Source organism: Streptomyces sp. NPDC097640 (assembly GCF_040302705.1).
Taxonomy (GTDB): domain Bacteria; phylum Actinomycetota; class Actinomycetes; order Streptomycetales; family Streptomycetaceae; genus Streptomyces.
Genome location: NZ_JBEOSB010000001.1, coordinates 210490 through 226665 on the forward strand (window position 1 = coordinate 210490; position 16176 = coordinate 226665).

Consider the following 16176-nt stretch of genomic DNA (forward strand, 5'->3'; position numbering starts at 1 on the left):
GTCAGAGGAAGCCGTCCATGGCCGCCGTGGGGCGCCGGCTGCTGTCGTCCCAGGCCGAGCTGTTGTAGCTGTTGAACGAGGGATAGCCCTCGGGCTCCCAGAAGAAGGTGCCCAGGCTGCCGAAGCCCTGTAGCCCGGTGATGAACGCCCGTAGCGAATCGCGCACCTGGGTGGGTTTGCCCACCGGCCCGCCGTACTCCACCTGCATGACCGGCTTGCCGTAGCTGGACTGGATGGTCTGCATGTTGGCCAGAACACCGGGCACGTTGCCGCCCTGCGCATACGAGGACAGGCCGGTGATGTCCCACTTCCCGCCGTTGTCCCGGTAGGCGTTGAGGAAGTTCTGGACGCCGCTCAGGTTCTGCGGCTGGGCCAGATGGACCAGCACCGGGGTGCTCGGGAAGACCTGTTTGGACATGTCGTACGCGGCGTTCAGCAGGCCTGTCATCTGATTCGGGCGGCTGAGGCTGCCGACCGGTTTGCAGATGCCGGAGTTGGTCTCGTTGCCGATCTTCACCCAGGCGGGCGTGACACCGTAGTACTTGATGACGTTGCACGAGTGGTAGACGTAGTCGTACATCGCGTCGAGCATCTGGCTGTAGTTCATGGCGGCCCACGCCGCCGGCGGGTTCTGCACACCGGCCGAGTTCCAGGTGTCGCCGAAGTGGAATCCGATGAGGACCTGCATACCGGCGTTCTTGGCCCGCTGTGCCAGCTGCGCGGTCTCCTCGATGGTGCAGTGCCCGTTGGCCGGATCGCTGGAGGGGTCGACCCAGGTCCGCAGGCTGACCGCGGTGATGCCGTACCCCTTGAGGATGGTGAACAGATCCTGCCGCGTTCCGGCGCTGTTGTTCCAGTAGTAGCCGTTCGCCTCCATCTGCGGCATCCAGCTGATGTCCGCGCCTCGGACGAACGTTGCGGCCTGTGCCTGGCTGGGGGCGATGGCGGCTCCGAGCGCCACCGCTCCGGCGCCGGCCGCGGCGCCCAGCAGTACCGTTCGGCGGCGCACACCAGCCGGTCGTTGCTCATGTTCCTGTCCCGCTTCCACGTTCCACACCTTTCTCCGGCAATGGGCGGACATGACGCAAGGGTGATCAGGTTCATGACAGATCTTGAGATGACTCGGTGAATCATTGCGACGCATTTGAATCACTGAGCAGCAGATTGCTGCATAATGCTGCGCTCGAGGGCATCAAGTGTCAATAGACGGCGGTGAGTTGGGCTCAAGGGTTCAGGCCCGGGCGGCGGCCCCGCAGGAGGACCTGACGATCAGCCGGGGCTGGATCAGCAACTGGCGGACGGGTACGGCTGAGGGGTCGGGCGCGTCGAGGCGTTCCAGGAGCAGCCGCGCGGCCTGGGCACCGATCTCGTGCTTGGGCGGCGCCACCGCGGTCAGGGGCACATCGGCCAGGGAGGCGATCTCGTCGTCGTAGGCGATCAGCGCGATGTCGTCCGGCGTGCGCAGGCCCTGGGAACGCATCCGCCGCATCAGCTCGATCGCGTCGTGGTCGGAGTGCACCAGCGCGGCCCGGACGCCGTCGGCCAGGCACTCCTCGATGAACCGGTCATAGAGCCGGGTGGCCTCCGTGGGGCCCAGCCGGGGGCGTCCGCTGTCCAGGACCGGCGCACCGGAGACAAGGCCCAGGTGCCGGACGGCCGCTTCGTACCCCTCGCGGAGCAGGGGCGCGGTGGGGCTGCCGTTGGTGAACAGCCCCACCCTCTCGTGCCCCAGGTTCATGAAGTGCCCGACCGCACCGAACGCGCCCTGCTGGTGATCGGTGGCCACGAACTCGCCTGGTACGTAGCGGCCGTACGGCCGACGTTCCATCAGCACGAAGGGCAGCCCGACGGCCCGAAGCCGTTCGAACGGTTCCTGGGGCAGGATGTGGCCCGTGGCGGAGGTCACCAGCAGCCCGGTGGCGCCGGACGCGGCCAGCTCCTCGAGCTGCTGTGTGTCATTCGGGTACGTGTAGTCGCTCAGGCCGATGACAACGCGGACGCCGCGCTCGGCGGCCACGGCCTGCACACCGGCGACGACGCGCGGGTAGTAGTAGTGCGCCGACGGGACCAGCAGTCCGAGCGTATGTGCCGAAGCCGGCTTGGCATCGGCGCGGAGCGGGCCCGACGGCGCGCCCGCCGGCCGTGACCCGGACGGCTGCCCGGGCCGGGCGGTGTGGGATGCCGCGAGCACGGCACCTCCGCGGACCCGGGTCACCCGCCCTCCGGCCTCCAACTCGAGCAGATCCCGCCGGATGGTGGCGCGCGAGACCTTCAGGCGCGCGGCCAGTTCGGTGACCCTCAGGCCCTCGGATGCCTCCAGCTCCCTGACCAGTAGCTCATGCCGCTGCGCAACGAGCATGTCGGACACGGCCCCCCTGTGAGCAGATTTGAACGATTCTAACCCGCTCACTTCATGCTCGAGCTGATCGAGGAATGTCTTCCGCCAGTACCACGCAGGCGCTGAGATGCCAGGTCTTGTCCTTCTCCGTGGACAGCTCCAGGTCCACCTCGCGTCCGGACGAGCCGCCGTCCAGCGGGATCCGGAGCCAGGTGAACTCCCGGCCGTCGAGCTGCTCGCTCCGGGCCGTCTCGGTCCCGTCCACACGGACGATCAGCGGCCTGTTGAAGGTGTTGGAGTCGCCGGTGAGCAGATGCGCGGTGCAGCGTCCGGCGGGCAGTCTCAGCCGCAGCACGGTCGGGGCGCCGCTGCGTACGTAGTCCCGGCGGACGACATCGAACAGCCCGGTGTCCGTGGCGGCGGGCCTGTTGCCGACCCAGCCGAATGCGGCGCCCTCGTGCCAGACGCCGGCCGGCGAGAGACGGGTGTAGTCCTTGAGCACCGGCGCCGAGTCGGGCCCGGCGTCCAGCGCGTGCACGCAACGCGCGGCGGGCGGGACGACGACGGCCCTGGCCAGGCTGCGCAGCGAGGAGTCGAGGACCTGCACCGCGCCCGACCTCGGGCGGGCGTGCAGTGTGGCGAGGGCGGGGGTCGGCGGCGGCACGACGGGCATCTTCACCGTCTCGCCCTCCCGCGAGGCCACGTAGCAGGTCGCCTCCTCGGACTGCCAGCCCTCGGGTACGTCCAGCGTGGTCACGGCGCGCAGCCCGGAGCCCGTCGCGTTGACCACCTGCACCGGCAGCTCGTTGCGCTCCCCGCCCAGCAGCGCCGTGTCGGCCGGGGCGACGATCGCCTGGAGCCAGCCGCGGCGCTCGTCCCGGATCCGGCTCAGTTCGAACCAGTAGGCGACCAGGGTGTCCCGCCACTGGGCGGCCCTGGTGTTCTGCTCCCCGAACTGGCGGCGCACTTCGGTGAACCGCCGGTGGTCGACGCGGCGGCGCAGCCCCTCCCAGTCCGTGCGCATGTCCGCCACCCGCGCCGCGCCGGAGAAGTGGGTGTCGTAGATGTGCTGGATCACGGTCTTGCCGTTGTCCAGCACGTGGGTGTACGGGACGTGATGCAGGAAGAGGAGCAGTTCCTCGGGGCAGTTCGCCGGCGACTCGTAGGCGTCCCGGATCGCCGGCGCGTACAGCTCGGTGTAGCCGTTGCCGGTGGCGGCGGTGCGGTCGTAGCCGATGCCCTCGCGGTTGGACTTGTGGAACTGGGTGGTCGTGGTCGGGCTGGGGTCGAGGTGCCCGGTCACCGAGCCGTCCGGCGGATGGGTGAGGTATCCCGTGCCCAGCGGCGAGGTGTAGTCCTCGTAGGTGCGCCAGGAGTCCCGGAGCAGGGCGGTGACCGTCTTGACGACGTCGGGGTCGTTGCCGAAGGTCATCCGGGTCCACTCGGTGGCCAGGTCCTGTGCGGACAGGTCCGGGTTCCAGGAGAGCCGCCCGTAGCCGTGGGTGTTGGCGGCGGCCAGGTGTGAGCCGGTCCAGTTCCTGGCATCGCCGAAGTTCATCACGCCGGCGAATCCGAAGTGCGAGTAGGGGTGCACGCGGCCGGTCACGACACGGGCCACGGTGCTGCCCTCGCCGGCCTTGAGGGTGTCGAAGTCCAGGACTTCCTTCCACTGCGGGACCAGATAGCACAGATGGGCGGCGTGCCCGGTGTACTCCTGCGTCACCTGAAGTTCGATCACCGAGTTGGTGTGCGGCAGTGAGCCGAAGAGAGGGTGGGCGGGCTCGCGGACCTGGAAGTCGATCGGCCCGTTCTTGATCTGCACCACGGTGTTGTCCGCGAACTTCCCGTCCAGCGGCGTGAAGTCGAGGTAGGCCTGCCGGTCCCACTTCTCGTCACTGTCGTGCACGAACGCCCGCCACATCACGATCCCGCCGTACGGTCTCAGCGCGCCCGCCAGCAGGTTGGCCCCGTCGGCATGGGTGCGTCCGTAGTCCAGCGGCCCGGGGCGCCCCTCGGAGTTGGCTTTCACCAGGAAGCCGCCGAAGTCCTCGATCCTGCCGTAGATCTCCTCGGCCTTCTTCGCCCACCAGCTGCGCACCCCCGGGTCGAGGGGGTCGGCGGTGTTCAGCCCGCCCAGGTCGATGGGGGCGGCGAAGTTCGCCGTGACGTACAGCGCCACCCCGTAGCGGCGCAGTACACCGGCCAGCGCGGCCAGCTTGGTCAGGAACGGCTCCGCGAGGTAGTCCGAAGGCGTGTTGACGTTATTGATCACGGCGCCGTTGATGCCGAGCGAGGCCATGACACGCGCGTAGTCCGTATACCGGTTGTCGAGTTGCGGCAGCTTCTCCCAGTCGAAGAAGGACCGGCCGGCGTAGCCGCGCTCGATCGAACCGTCCTTGTTGTCCCAGTGGTTGGCCACGCGCAGCGGGGCGGCCGGGCGCTCCGCGAGGTCGACGTGTTCCAGCGGCCGTCGGGTCTGTACGAGGCACAGCAGGTGGAACGCACCGTAGAGCACACCGCGGTCGGCGTGGGCCGCCACCACGGTGAAGACCCTGCCGCGCCGGGTGGCCCGGCGGATGACGTACCCCTCGTCGCCCAGCTCGGCCAGGTCGGCCGCGGGGACGAGCTCTCGGATCAGGGCGGAGCTTGTCGGGGTGCCCACCACAAGCGCCGCGCGTGAGCCGGATCCGGTGCGTGGCACTACGTGTGTACCGAGCAGCCCGGTGAGCCCGCGGGCCAACTCGTCCACCGCCGACCGCTGGAGCGGGCCGCCTCCTTGCCAGACCAGGGACTCCAAGGCGGCCCGGTATCGCTGGAGTTGACCGGGGTCCTCCACCTGTCCGTACCGCAGCCACAGGTCGTACCCGTCCTCGGCGGGCAGCGTGGCCGCCGACGGTTCGGTGCCGAGGTCCGGCTGCGCCGACGCCGTCGCGGAGAGGCTGAGCGAACCGACCGCGCTTCCGAGGGCGGCCGCGGACAGAATGCTGCGGCGCGGTATTCCTGAGCTCATGACTCCCACTTCCGTTGATGAACGAACAGTGCGCATCCAGGTCAGGACCAAGCCCCGCCACCGTCACACGCGTCACGACAGGTGTCAACGCAACGGACTCCGCATCCAGGGCGCCCGCCGAGGGCGGCCGGCATAACTGGAGCAGGTGCTCCAGTTGCCCCGATATGATCGGCGCATGGCTGCAATGGGACCGGACAAGCACTTGCGGGCGGACGCCGAGCGGAACAGGCAGCGTGTCATCGCGGCCGCCCGTCAGGTCTTCGCGGACGAAGGCCTGGGCGTCTCGATGCGTTACATCGCCAAGCGCGCCGATGTGGGGGAGCCGACCCTGCGGCGCCGGTTTCCCACGAAGGCGGATCTGGTGGCGGCGGTGTTCGAGGACAAGGCCGCGGCCTACGCCGACGCCGCCGACGCGGCCCTGGCCGAGCCGGACGCGTGGCACGGCTTCACCACGTTCGTGGAGAGCCTGGCCGGCATGCAACTGGGCGACCGCGGCTTCACCGAGGTCCTGACGATGACGTTCCCGAAGAGCATCAGGCTCGAGGAGCAGCGTCGTCGCGCCTACGAGAGCATCGGCATGCTGATCGCCCGCGCCAAGGCCGCGGGCGCCCTGCGGGAGGACTTCACGCCCGAGGACATGATCCTTGTGCTCATCGCGCACGCCGGCATCGTGGCCGGGGCAGGGGACATCGCCGGCACGCTCTCCCCTCGGCTCATCGCCTACCTGCTTCAGGCGTTCGCCGCACCGGGCGCCGGGCCCCTTCCCGCCCCGCCGACCATGGTCGAGACCTATCGGGCCCTGCTGCGGATGCACGAGGACGACCAGGGCGCCGCATCCTCCTGATCCGTGATCCGTGCGGATCAGAAGGCCATAAATGACGCGGGTGCCACACTTGATGGTAGCGTGAGATAGCCGCGCCCCTAGGGGGCGTGTGTCGATTTCGCCAGCAAGGGCGCCCGTAGTGGTGCGCATCTCATCCCGGTATGTCCATCAGGGTGCCCGAAGTCGGCTCAATGAATGACGCAGCTGCGTCACTTATGTGGTTGACCCGGCCGGACACACACCCGGAAAGGCGGTGCGCGATGGAGATCGGCGCGTCCACCCCCATTACTCACACATTCAGGAGAAGTCATGCGTGCACTGCACGTCCCGGCCGCCGGTGAGCAGCCCGTCCTCGCCGAACTACCCACCCCGGAGGTCCCCGACGGCCATGTGCTGATCAAGATCAAGGCCGCCGGTCTCAACGCCATCGACAACATGATCGCGGCTGGTATGACGGCCGGCATGGCGCAGCACGAGTACCCGCTCGTACTCGGCCGCGACGCCTCCGGCGTCGTCGAGCGGGTGGGCGCCGGCGTCGACCGTCTCGCCCCCGGCGACGAGGTGCTCGGGCACGTCCCGTTCGTCGCGCCCATCCAGGCCGGTGTCCTCGCCGAGTACGCGGTGCTGCCCGCCGCCAACGTGTGTGTCAAGCCCGCGAACCTCGACTTCGTCGCCGCGGCCGCGATCCCGCTGGCCGGCGCGGCCGCTGCGGCCGTCGTCGACGCCGTGGCCCCCGAGCCCGGACAGATGGTGCTGGTCAACGGTGCCTCCGGCGGCGTCGGCTCCTACGCGGTCCAGTTGCTGGCCGCCCGCGGTGCGGCGGTCGTGGCCACCGGCACGCCCGCCGACACCGACCGGCTCATCAAGCTGGGCGCCAGGGCCGTCGTCGACTTCACGGCCGGCTCCGTCGTCGACCAGATCAGGGCGGTCCACCCCGAGGGCGTCGACGCGCTGGTGAACCTCACCGGGTTCGCCAATGGGGACGTGCCCCTGGCCGCGGTCCGCAAGGGCGGCAGGGTCGCCACCACCACGACGGCACCCGACGCCGAGGCCCTCGCCGCCGCCGGCCTCACCGGCACCGGCGTCTTCGCCGCACCCGGTGCCGAGACCATCGCCCCGCTCGCCGAGCAGGCGGCCGCCGGCACCCTGACCGTCGAGGTCACCACCGTCCTGCCCCTCGATCAGGCCGCCGATGGACTTGCCACCATCGCCGCGGGCAAGGCCAGCGGCAAGATCGTCGTCAGGGTCGACGGCCAGTAGGGGAAAGGGACTTCACCCCTCGCCGACAGCCGCCTGGCCCCATCGCACCGAGCGGGGCCAGGCGGCTGTGCCGGGCTCAGGCGTGCGAGCCGCCGCCCGTGCTGTCATCCGGCCGGGTCACCCGTCGAACCAGTTCCGTCCAGGCCGTCTGAAGGCGGGTGACGGGAACCTCGCACTCTTGGCCCAGATAGTCCGCCGTCTCGAAGTTGGTGAAGGCGAGCAGGGCGTGGGCGAGCATGTCGTGGTCGCCGTCGACTCCCGCGTCCCGCAGGAGAGCCGAGACATGACGGTGAAAGGCGCGGCCCGTCTCGGAGGCGTTGCGGTGCCTGGGGAGGAGCCGTCGTCCCAGAGCGGCGCCCAGGTCAGTGGTGGCGGCGGTGCGATCGATCAAGGCATGGCCGAACGCCGTGAGCCGGTCCGCCGCCGGTGCGCCCGGGCCGAGCGGAGGCGGACCGAAGGTGTACGCGCCCTGGAAGTCGGCCTCCGCCTCCTCCAGGAGAGCGAGCAGGAGACCGTCCCGGTCGCCGAACCTGCGGAACAGGGTGCCCTTGCCCACACCGGCCTCCCGCGCGACCGCCTGCATGGTCACGCGCTCGGCACCGTGCTCGCCGATCAGGCGACGGGCGGCTGCCAGCAGCCGGGCACGGTTGCGGGCGGCGTCGGCACGCTCGGGGTCGGCCGCACCGTCGCCGTCAGGAGATTTCATCACGGCGGCTCAGCCGGCGGGCTCGGGCTCCGTGTCAGCGGGGGCGATGTTCTTGTTGAAGCGGAGCAGGTTGTCCGGGTCCCACGCGGCCTTGACCGCGCGCAGCCTCCGGTGCTTGGCCGGGCTGCCGTGCACTCCGCCGCGCCACGCCGCACCCCGGTCGTCGGTGAGGTTGGTGTAGCCGTTGCTCAGCGAGAGCGGCTCCAGCGCCACGTCGACGGCCGATGCCCACTGGTCGTACCGCATGTCGTGGTCCGGTGCCGCCCAGGTGCTGATGGCCTCCCACAGCCAGGCCGCGCCCTCGCGGGAGAAGGCGGTGGCGTCCTCGGCGGTGTCCTCGGATATCGCGCCGCCCATGCACCAGAGGTTCACGGTGGTGACGCCGTCGGGGGTGCGGGGCGCGGCGGTCCAGTTCGCCAGCAGGACCTCGATGGCATCGGCTGACAGGGCCGGGAGATAGCCGCCGCGCAGGTTCATGCGCCTGCCGGAAGGAGCCCCGGCGTCCAGCATGCTGTTGGCCCGCACCCACGGCATCCGCGTGACCAGGTTGGCCAGCGGGTCGCCGAGCGCGACGAGCGGCTCGATGAACTCGTCGGCCCGCTCCGGGTCGCCGCAGTAGACGGGGACGAGAACGAGCACCGGCTCGCCATGAGCCCCCTCGGGCAGCGCGGGCAGCGCGGGGGCGGGGGTGACGGCGGCCAGCATGCTCAGTTCGCGCGGGGCCGTGGACATGTGGGCGGGGAGCTTGCCGAGGATGTCGGCGGCCTGGTCGAAGGGGAAGATCAGGTACCCGGCCACGACATCGGGGCCGACCGGGTGCGCGCGGTACTCGAACGCGGTGACGACCCCGAAGTTGCCGCCGCCACCGCGCAGCGCCCAGAACAGCTCGGGGTTCTCGGTCTCGTCGGCGCGCACCTTGCGGCCGTCCACGGTGACCGTCTCGCAGGCCAGCAGGTTGTCGACGGTCGCGCCGTAACGTCGCATCAGATGGCCGATACCACCGCCCAGGGTCAGCCCGGCGACCCCGGTCTCGCTGACCGTGCCGGCGGGTACGGCCAGGCCGTGTCGTTGGGCGGCGGCGTCCAACTCGCCCAGCAGGACCCCCGGCTGGGCCCGCACCACCCGGAGCCACGGATCGACGGTGATCGCCTTCATCCGCGACAGGTCGACGACCAGCGCGCCGCCGGGCATCGCGTACCCGTCGGAGCCGTGTCCGCCGCCACGCACGGCGACCGGGATGCCACGGGCGGAAGCGTGCCGCAGGACGGTGGCGACATCGTCCTCGTCGGCGCACTGGGCGATCAGCGCGGGTCCCTCGTCGGCGGCGCGGCCCTGGTACACGGCGCATGCGGCGTCGTATCCGGCGTCGCCGGGGCGCAGCACCCGGCCGCGGAAGCCGGCGGGGAAGTCCGGGCGGAAATCTGTCGGGACGCTCATCTGGGGTCTCCTCACGCGGGCGTCATGCTAACCGGAAATTGATTTTCCGATTACCCTGTCGGAGGTTAACATCGTGAGCAAATGACACCGACCACACCCCCGGCGGACAGGCCGCTCCGTGCCGACGCCCGACAGAACGTCGAGCAGATCCTCGATGTCGCCCAGCAGGTCTTCGCCGACCTCGGCTACCAGGCGTCGATCGCGGAGGTCGCCAAGCGCTCCGGCCTGGGCATGGGCACGATCTATCGGCACTTCCCGAACAAGGCCGTGCTGGTCGAGCGCATCGCGATCAAGGTGATGGGAGAGAGCCTGGCCCAGGTCCGGCGCGCCCTGGCCGAGGAACCGGTCACGTGGACCGCCTTCGGCCGGGTCGTACGCCACATGACCCGGCTGCGCAGCAGCCAGCTCTTCCCCGTGTCCCGCGGACGGGCCACCGACGCCGGGCCCGAACTCAGCGCCGTCCGTACCGAGCTCCTCGCCGCCCTGGACGACCTGGTGACCCGTACCCAGCGGGCGGGAGTCCTGCGCGACGACGTCAACGCCTACGACATCGTCCTGATGCTCAATTCCATCCCGCCGAGGCACACATCCGATTCGGCGGACGACGAACCCGTCTCCGACCTGGCGGACCGGTACACGGGCGTCCTCCTGGACGGCCTGCGAGCCCCCGGCTCCGAGCCCCTGTCCCAGCCCGCACCCGGACGCCGGGAGATCGACCAGTTCTTCCGCGCCACGCACGGACTGTGACCGGATGAGCTCCACGCCGGCGCCCGGCGAAGCCTCCAACGGCGCCCGGCCGTTGGAGGTCGCCCATGGGTGGTTCCTCTCGTGTGAAGCCTTTGAAGCCTTTGAAACCTTTCGGGTCAGCGCGCGGTCGGCGGGGCGAGGCGGGAGAGATAGTTGTACGGGGACGAGGCGCCCTGGGAGAGGGCGTACAGCGCGCCGTCCGGGGTCGTGGCCAGCTGCCCGACCGTGGTGCCGTTGGTGAGCGAGGTGTCGGCCACCCACGAAGTGCCGCTCCAGCGCAGCAGCTTCGGGCCGCCGCTGAAGTCAACCCACACGCCGGCGTAGATCTGACCGCCGTAGTTGGCGAACGACGCGACGCGGCCGGAGGAGGGGATGTCCCTGCGCGTCCAGGTCGCGCCGTCCCAGTGCGAGACGTGGCTGTCGGAGGCGACCCACACGTCGTTCGGACCATTGCTGAACACGGTACGCAGGATGTTCATCTCGCCCGGCGTTTCGGGAACCGGCACCTCGCTCCACTTGGTGCCGTCGTAGTGCATGGCCAGCGGCTGGTAGTCGGCCGGGACGCCGCCCTTGTCGCGATAGCCGACGGCCCAGATGTCGTTCTCGGACCGCACGTCGATGGCGTCGAAGCCTCCGTCTATGCCGGTGAACGTGGTGGTGTTCCATCTCTGGCCGTCCCAGTGGGTGACGGTCGGAGTCCATCCGTCCTTCCGGTTGTTGCCCGCGCCCCACAGGCTGGTTCTGCTGACCGCCTCGGCGCCGAGAATCTCCAAGTTCCGGGTATCGGGGCTGAGGTCGGACGACCACTTGGTGCCGTCGTAGTGGTGGACATGCCAGACAGTGGAGCCGATGTCCTTCCGGCCGATCGCCCACAGGTCGTTGGGGCCAGTACCGGCCAACGTGCCCAACGCGGCGTCGGTGGGCGGCTTCAGCTCCTTCCAGGTGCTGCCGGACCGCTGCCACAGCTTCTCCACGGAGGTGCAGCCCCAGCAGTAGGTCTTCGTCGTGGCGTAGGCGTTCTGGCTGTCGAAGGGCAGCAGCGAGAAGTTCACGTCAGTGGCGGGGACCGGTAGCGATTCCCAGGTCGTCGCGGCATTCGCGGGCGACGCGACCAGGCCGACGGCCAGGGAGGCGGCCGCGACGAGGAGCGTGGCGGTACGCCGGCTCCGGAAGGTGCTCTGTGTCATGTGATGCTCCTTGAGTCAATTGAGGCCCAACTGGCCATAACTCGCAAGGACTTGATCGACACCAGACCGTAGATGTGGAACACGAGGTACAGCAGTGGCGTACCAGCCAATACCGCCCCTTCTGTCTCACGGGCCTGAGAAACACCGCCGACCCCCTACTCGGGCCGGAACCACACTCGTCCCCCGGCCCTATCTGCCCGGCCAGTGACAGATCGGCCGCGTGCGCCACGCCGATCACCGGATAGCCGCCGGTGACCGGGTGGTCGGCGACTCGATTGCTGCGGCTGGTGGCCTCCCAAGGCTGCCGGTACAGGGTCCGCACGGAGACGGGGTCGAACCAGTCGTCGCGTGATGTCGTCCGGCGGGGCGGGGCGGGGCGGGGAGGGGCGGCGCGGGGCGCCAGGTCCGCGCCGGGCATCTGGCCGCCGGGCGCCCCCACCGGGAGCAGGGCGCCGGCCGTGAGCGGTGCGGGGCCGAGGCCGGAGAGCAGGTCGGTGGCGCGGGAGCCGAGGCTGGGCTCGACGTCGATGCCGCCGCGTACGGCGACGTAGGTGCGCAACCCGGAGGGCGGCGCACCCAGTTCGAGGACCTGGCCGTCGTACACCGCGATCGGCGTGTTCGGCGCGACCGTGCGGCCGTCGTCGAGCCGGGCCGGGCAGGGTGCGCCGGTGAGCGCCATATAGCGGACGGAGGGGGTGCCGCCGGGCCCGCGGGCGCGCAGTCTCAGCCGCAGCCCGCCGAAGGTGGCCTCCAACGTGGCCGCGCCCTCAGGGTTGCCGATCAGACGGTTGGCCAGGGTCAGCGCGTCCTGCCACCGCACCGGCCGGAACCCGGTGCGCGGCTCGGCTCGGCGCGGCAGCCGCAGCGCCGGGTCGGTGCCGGTGAGATATCCGAAGCCGGGAGCGAACCCGGAGAACGCCACCGTGTACAGGGGGGCGGTGTGGCGGGCGACGACCTCGGCGGTGCACAGCCCGGTGTGTTCGGCGACGGCCGCGAGGTCGGGGCCGTCGTAGCGGACCGGCACGTCCAGCACGCCGAGCCCGTCCCCGGCGTCCGCGGCCCGCTTCCCGCTCAGCCCGGCCACTCGGCCGGCCAGGGTGTGGGTGAGGGCGTCGCCGGTGGTGACGTGGGGGTCGTACGCGACGAACAGGGTGCGGGCCGCGGGGACCAGCTCGAGCAGTCCCGCGGGCGGCTCCCGGCGCGGTCGATCATCGGCGTTCTGGTCTCCCTCGCCATGGCCCCCGAGACTCTCGGCCGCTCCCTGGAGAGCTCCAGCGCGGTGTGAACCGGGCCGGACGCATCCGTGGGGAGTCGGCCCGCGCCGGCGAATGAGTGGAGCGTCCGGACGCGGCTTCCCGTGGCCCGGAAGAATCAAGACCGTTCAACGAGGAAATAGTTTTCGGCCGCGCTGGACGAGAATTCATCTATTAACTGCAAGGGTTACTTCAACCGAGTAATTCGGAGCAGAGGTCCGATGTTCTGGACGGAAGTGCTTCCTCCGGTTTGCCCACTTGGTGTGCGTCAAGCCGTAGCCAAGAGTGGCTGATTGACCGGATTCGTGGCCTATGGCACCTGTCGTCAACACTGGCTTCCTCGAGTAAATGCTGTAAATGCTGCCCCTGGGCGGGGTGCTGCTCGAGCCTCCGCCGCCTGACGATGGAAACAGGTACCGCCCCGCCTGTGCGTTGCACTTTCTTTATCTCGACCAAGTCTTGACCACCGGTTGCCGATACTCATAGCCTCCCTTTCATCGCCGATGCGCCAATGACCAGGGCGCATCGGCAGGCATGGTTTACCGCAAGGAAACCTAATCTTAATGATGGGGGGAAATACGTGTACGACGTCATAGTTGTAGGCGCCCGCTGTGCCGGATCGCCGCTGGCGATGCTCCTTGCGCGACAGGGGCACCGGGTACTCGTGGTGGACCGGAGCTCCTTCCCGAGCGACACCGTCTCCACGCACTACATCCACCAGGCAGGGCTCCTGCGGCTTCAGGAGTGGGGGCTGCTCGACGAGATCATCGCCGCCAAGACCCCGGCGCTGAACAAGATGCACTACTCGTATCGCGGGATCCAGCTCAACGGCTTCGCCGACCCCGTGGGCGGCATCGACGCGGTGTACTGCCCGCGCCGCACCGTGCTCGACGAGATCCTGGTCAACGCGGCCCGCCGGGCCGGCGCCGAGGTCGTCGAGGGATTCACCGTGACCGACCTGGTCTTCGCCGACGACCGCGTCGTGGGCATCCGGGGACGCGACGGTGACGGTCCGGAGCGCGAGTTGCGCGCCACCGTGGTCGTCGGCGCCGACGGGTTCCACTCCACCGTCGCCAAGAAGGTCGGCGCCGAGCTGTACGACGTCCGCCCCGCCGCCGGCTTCATCTACTACTCGTACTACAGCGGCCTCGACTGGGGCCTGCACCACAAGGCCGGCTTCAACGAGCAGTGGTTCGGCACCTGGCCCACCAACGACGGCCTGCACATGCTGGCCATCATCGGCACCCGGCGCCTGCTCAAGGAATTCCGCCAGGACGTGGAGACACGTTTCCAGGCCGTCTTCGACGACGTGGATCCGGAGATGGGTGTCCAACTGCGCGACCAGGGCAGGCGGGAGGAGGACTTCAGGCCCATGCGCTACCCGGACAACTACTATCGCCGCGCGTACGGGCCCGGCTGGGCCCTCGTCGGCGACGCCGGTTACCACAAGGACCCCTACACCGGGTGGGGCATCACGGACGCCTTCCTCCACGGAGAGATCCTGGCCGACCGCATCCACCAGGGGCTCGCGGGCGAGCGTCCGATGGAGGAGGCACTGGCCGAGTACAACAAGGTGCGTGACGAGGAGAGCTCCGGCGTCTACGACTTCACGACCACCCTGAGCGAACTCACCGAGCTACCGCCCTTCTTCCGCGCCACGATGGACGCGATGAGCAAGAGCCAGGAGTGGACCAACAAGATGCTCGGGCTGATCGGCGGCGTCGTCGAGGACCACGAGATCTACGCCCCGGACGCCCTTGAGCGCCTCTACGACGATGCCGGCGTGCCGCAGGACCAGCGGATCTACGACCCCGCCGGCTGAGCCTCAGGCCCGCCGACCGGCCCGGCGGTCGACCCGACGACCGCGAGTGGCAGCCGCCGTCGCGGGCTGACGCGCCAAGCACTCCGTACAGAAAGCATCGGCAGCCGTACGTCACGCCTCCGCGCGCACACGGCTCCCCGGGCGCCGCGACGTCCGAAAGCGCGGTGTCCTGCTCCGGGTGCTGCCCCGTCGATCCGCAGCAACCTCACGGTGTTTTCCGTCATTCCCCTTCCTCGGGCCGCCCTGTGCCGTCGTACCGCGCAGGCGGCGAGGGTGCTTCCCGCGGCATCGGACACCGCGGTCACTCCGCCCCGCGGGCCCGAGGGCATCGGCACGTTGCCACCGCCTTCCACGCACCCTCCGAGGGAGCCCAGCAGATGACACGCGCGCCCAGCATGTTCCACCTGATCAGCGAGCAGTCCGAGCAGAGGCCCTACTTCGAGACCGGCGGCGTCGGTCGTTCGCACGAGTTCTACACCGGCCACGAGCAGTACCAGCGGGAGATGGCCCGCATCTACGGCCGGCGCTGGCTCCCGGTGGACCATGTGTCCCGCCTCAAGCAGAAGGGCGCCTACAGCACCCTGAACATCGGCACCGGGTCGGTCCTCCTCCTGCACGGGGACAACGGGATCCAGGCGTACCACAACTACTGCCGCCACCGTGGCTACAAGCTCGTGGAGGAGGCCGCCGGGAAGCGGCAGAGCCTGGTCTGCCTCTATCACTGCTGGGTCTACGACCGCAACGGCCAACTCAAGAGCTTCAACGGCACGTACTTCGACCACTTCTTCGAGAAGGAGAAGAACGGGCTGCTGCCCATCCGCACGGAGATCCGCTACGGCGTCGTGTTCATCGCCTTCTCCGACGACGCCCCGGACCTCGACGCCTCCCTGGGCGAGCTGGGCGAGTTCGCGCGCGTCTACGAGCTGGCCGATCTGGAGTGTGTGCAGGCCAAGGACTATCCGGTCGCCTCGAACTGGAAGCTCGTCGCGCACAACGTCAACGAGAGCCTGCACTTCCCGACGGCCCACAAGGACCTGCACCGCATCACCGACTTCGACGACGCGGGCACCTACGACCTCAAGGGCGACATCGTCGGCGCCTGGCAGTCGATCCGCGGCGGCTTCAACTCCGTCTCCATGACGGGGCGCAGCGGGCGCGTCCCCATGCCCCTGGTGCCCGAGGCGGACCGGCAGCGGATCAACTGGATCACGATCCTGCCCAATCTGCTGTTCGGGTTCACCGCCGACTACGTGATGATGCAGTGGGTCTGGCCCGAGAGCCCCGGCACCTGCTTCGTGCGCCACTTCTGGCTCTTCCACCCCTCGGAGACGGCCAAGGACGACTTCTCCCACGAGGCCGTCTTCGCGCTGTGGGACAAGGCGAACTACGAGGACTGGGAGATGTGCGAGCGCACCCACCGCGGTCTGTCGAACCCGATGTGGGCCCCCGGGCAGCTCTCCCTCGACGAGGAGGTCGTCTCCCAGATCGACGCCTGGGTGGCGGCCGAGACCACGGACCCCGCGGACGGCTCCGACGCCGCGCCGAGCGCCGGCTCCGCCCACCCCGTCGACTCCGCCGCGGCCCAGGGGTGAA

12 protein-coding genes and 1 pseudogene are annotated in these 16176 nt (G+C 69.7%); 6 read left to right on the forward strand and 7 right to left on the reverse strand.

Annotation, left to right across the window (positions count from 1 at the left end):
- Window position 1: 1 nt before the first annotated feature.
- From ABTY62_RS00530 to ABTY62_RS00540, 3 genes are all read right to left on the reverse strand, one after another.
- Entirely contained in the window at window positions 2-1009 is a 1008-nt protein-coding gene (locus ABTY62_RS00530) for a glycosyl hydrolase 53 family protein (RefSeq protein ID WP_352127102.1), read from the reverse strand.
- A gap of 222 nt (window positions 1010-1231) precedes the next feature.
- Window positions 1232-2359, reverse strand: coding sequence for a substrate-binding domain-containing protein (locus ABTY62_RS00535; RefSeq protein WP_352127450.1), 1128 nt, complete (start codon window positions 2357-2359; stop codon window positions 1232-1234).
- A gap of 52 nt (window positions 2360-2411) precedes the next feature.
- Window positions 2412-5348, reverse strand: a complete 2937-nt coding sequence (locus tag ABTY62_RS00540) for an alpha-glucuronidase family glycosyl hydrolase (RefSeq protein WP_352127103.1) — start codon at window positions 5346-5348, stop codon at window positions 2412-2414.
- Window positions 5349-5523: 175 nt separating this feature from the next.
- On the opposite strand from ABTY62_RS00540, the gene ABTY62_RS00545 reads away from it, so the two are divergent.
- Both ABTY62_RS00545 and ABTY62_RS00550 read left to right on the forward strand, forming a co-directional pair.
- Window positions 5524-6192, forward strand: a complete 669-nt coding sequence (locus ABTY62_RS00545) for a TetR/AcrR family transcriptional regulator (protein WP_352127104.1) — start codon at window positions 5524-5526, stop codon at window positions 6190-6192.
- Window positions 6193-6480: 288 nt separating this feature from the next.
- Window positions 6481-7431, forward strand: coding sequence for an NADP-dependent oxidoreductase (locus tag ABTY62_RS00550; protein WP_352127105.1), 951 nt, complete (start codon window positions 6481-6483; stop codon window positions 7429-7431).
- A gap of 76 nt (window positions 7432-7507) precedes the next feature.
- Here ABTY62_RS00550 and ABTY62_RS00555 read toward each other — a convergent pair whose 3' ends face one another.
- Both ABTY62_RS00555 and ABTY62_RS00560 read right to left on the reverse strand, forming a co-directional pair.
- Window positions 7508-8137 carry a TetR/AcrR family transcriptional regulator gene (locus tag ABTY62_RS00555; protein WP_352127106.1) on the reverse strand — a complete coding sequence of 210 codons (630 nt, stop codon included), beginning with the start codon at window positions 8135-8137 and terminating at the stop codon, window positions 7508-7510.
- 9 nt (window positions 8138-8146) lie between these two features.
- Window positions 8147-9574: an FAD-binding oxidoreductase gene (locus ABTY62_RS00560; protein WP_352127107.1), complete on the reverse strand. Its 1428-nt coding sequence runs from the start codon at window positions 9572-9574 to the stop codon at window positions 8147-8149.
- An 81-nt stretch (window positions 9575-9655) separates the two neighbouring features.
- On the opposite strand from ABTY62_RS00560, the gene ABTY62_RS00565 reads away from it, so the two are divergent.
- A complete protein-coding gene (locus ABTY62_RS00565) occupies window positions 9656-10321 on the forward strand; it encodes a TetR/AcrR family transcriptional regulator (protein ID WP_352127108.1) in 666 nt (221 codons plus the stop codon).
- A 116-nt stretch (window positions 10322-10437) separates the two neighbouring features.
- On the opposite strand, the gene ABTY62_RS00570 is transcribed toward ABTY62_RS00565, so the two are convergent.
- Window positions 10438-11508: a hypothetical protein gene (locus ABTY62_RS00570; protein WP_352127109.1), complete on the reverse strand. Its 1071-nt coding sequence runs from the start codon at window positions 11506-11508 to the stop codon at window positions 10438-10440.
- Between the two features lie 328 nt (window positions 11509-11836).
- Window positions 11837-12688, reverse strand: a pseudogene (locus tag ABTY62_RS00575) (carboxyltransferase domain-containing protein); the annotation flags it as partial.
- Here ABTY62_RS00575 and ABTY62_RS00580 point away from each other — a divergent pair.
- The 3 genes from ABTY62_RS00580 to ABTY62_RS00590 all read left to right on the forward strand — a co-directional run bounded on the left by ABTY62_RS00580 (window position 12635) and on the right by ABTY62_RS00590 (window position 16175).
- The gene (locus tag ABTY62_RS00580) at window positions 12635-12793 is read left to right on the forward strand and encodes a hypothetical protein (RefSeq protein ID WP_352127464.1); all 159 of its coding nucleotides are present in this window, start codon (window positions 12635-12637) and stop codon (window positions 12791-12793) included. The pseudogene ABTY62_RS00575 and the gene ABTY62_RS00580 overlap by 54 nt on opposite strands.
- A 548-nt stretch (window positions 12794-13341) precedes the next feature.
- A complete protein-coding gene (locus ABTY62_RS00585) occupies window positions 13342-14583 on the forward strand; it encodes an NAD(P)/FAD-dependent oxidoreductase (RefSeq protein WP_352127110.1) in 1242 nt (413 codons plus the stop codon).
- Window positions 14584-14960: 377 nt separating this feature from the next.
- Window positions 14961-16175: an aromatic ring-hydroxylating oxygenase subunit alpha gene (locus ABTY62_RS00590; RefSeq protein WP_352127111.1), complete on the forward strand. Its 1215-nt coding sequence runs from the start codon at window positions 14961-14963 to the stop codon at window positions 16173-16175.
- The last annotated feature ends 1 nt before the right edge of the window (window position 16176 follow it).

Excerpts from the sequence above, each read along its gene's own strand:
- ABTY62_RS00535 (WP_352127450.1), bottom strand. The coding sequence starts at position 2,359 with ATGCTCGTTGCGCAGCGGCATGAGCTACTGGTCAGGGAGCTGGAGGCA.
- ABTY62_RS00540 (WP_352127103.1), bottom strand. The coding sequence starts at position 5,348 with ATGAGCTCAGGAATACCGCGCCGCAGCATTCTGTCCGCGGCCGCCCTC.
- ABTY62_RS00545 (WP_352127104.1), top strand. The coding sequence starts at position 5,524 with ATGGCTGCAATGGGACCGGACAAGCACTTGCGGGCGGACGCCGAGCGG.
- ABTY62_RS00550 (WP_352127105.1), top strand. The coding sequence starts at position 6,481 with ATGCGTGCACTGCACGTCCCGGCCGCCGGTGAGCAGCCCGTCCTCGCC.
- ABTY62_RS00555 (WP_352127106.1), bottom strand. The coding sequence starts at position 8,137 with ATGAAATCTCCTGACGGCGACGGTGCGGCCGACCCCGAGCGTGCCGAC.
- ABTY62_RS00560 (WP_352127107.1), bottom strand. The coding sequence starts at position 9,574 with ATGAGCGTCCCGACAGATTTCCGCCCGGACTTCCCCGCCGGCTTCCGC.
- ABTY62_RS00565 (WP_352127108.1), top strand. The coding sequence starts at position 9,656 with ATGACACCGACCACACCCCCGGCGGACAGGCCGCTCCGTGCCGACGCC.
- ABTY62_RS00570 (WP_352127109.1), bottom strand. The coding sequence starts at position 11,508 with ATGACACAGAGCACCTTCCGGAGCCGGCGTACCGCCACGCTCCTCGTC.
- ABTY62_RS00590 (WP_352127111.1), top strand. The coding sequence starts at position 14,961 with ATGACACGCGCGCCCAGCATGTTCCACCTGATCAGCGAGCAGTCCGAG.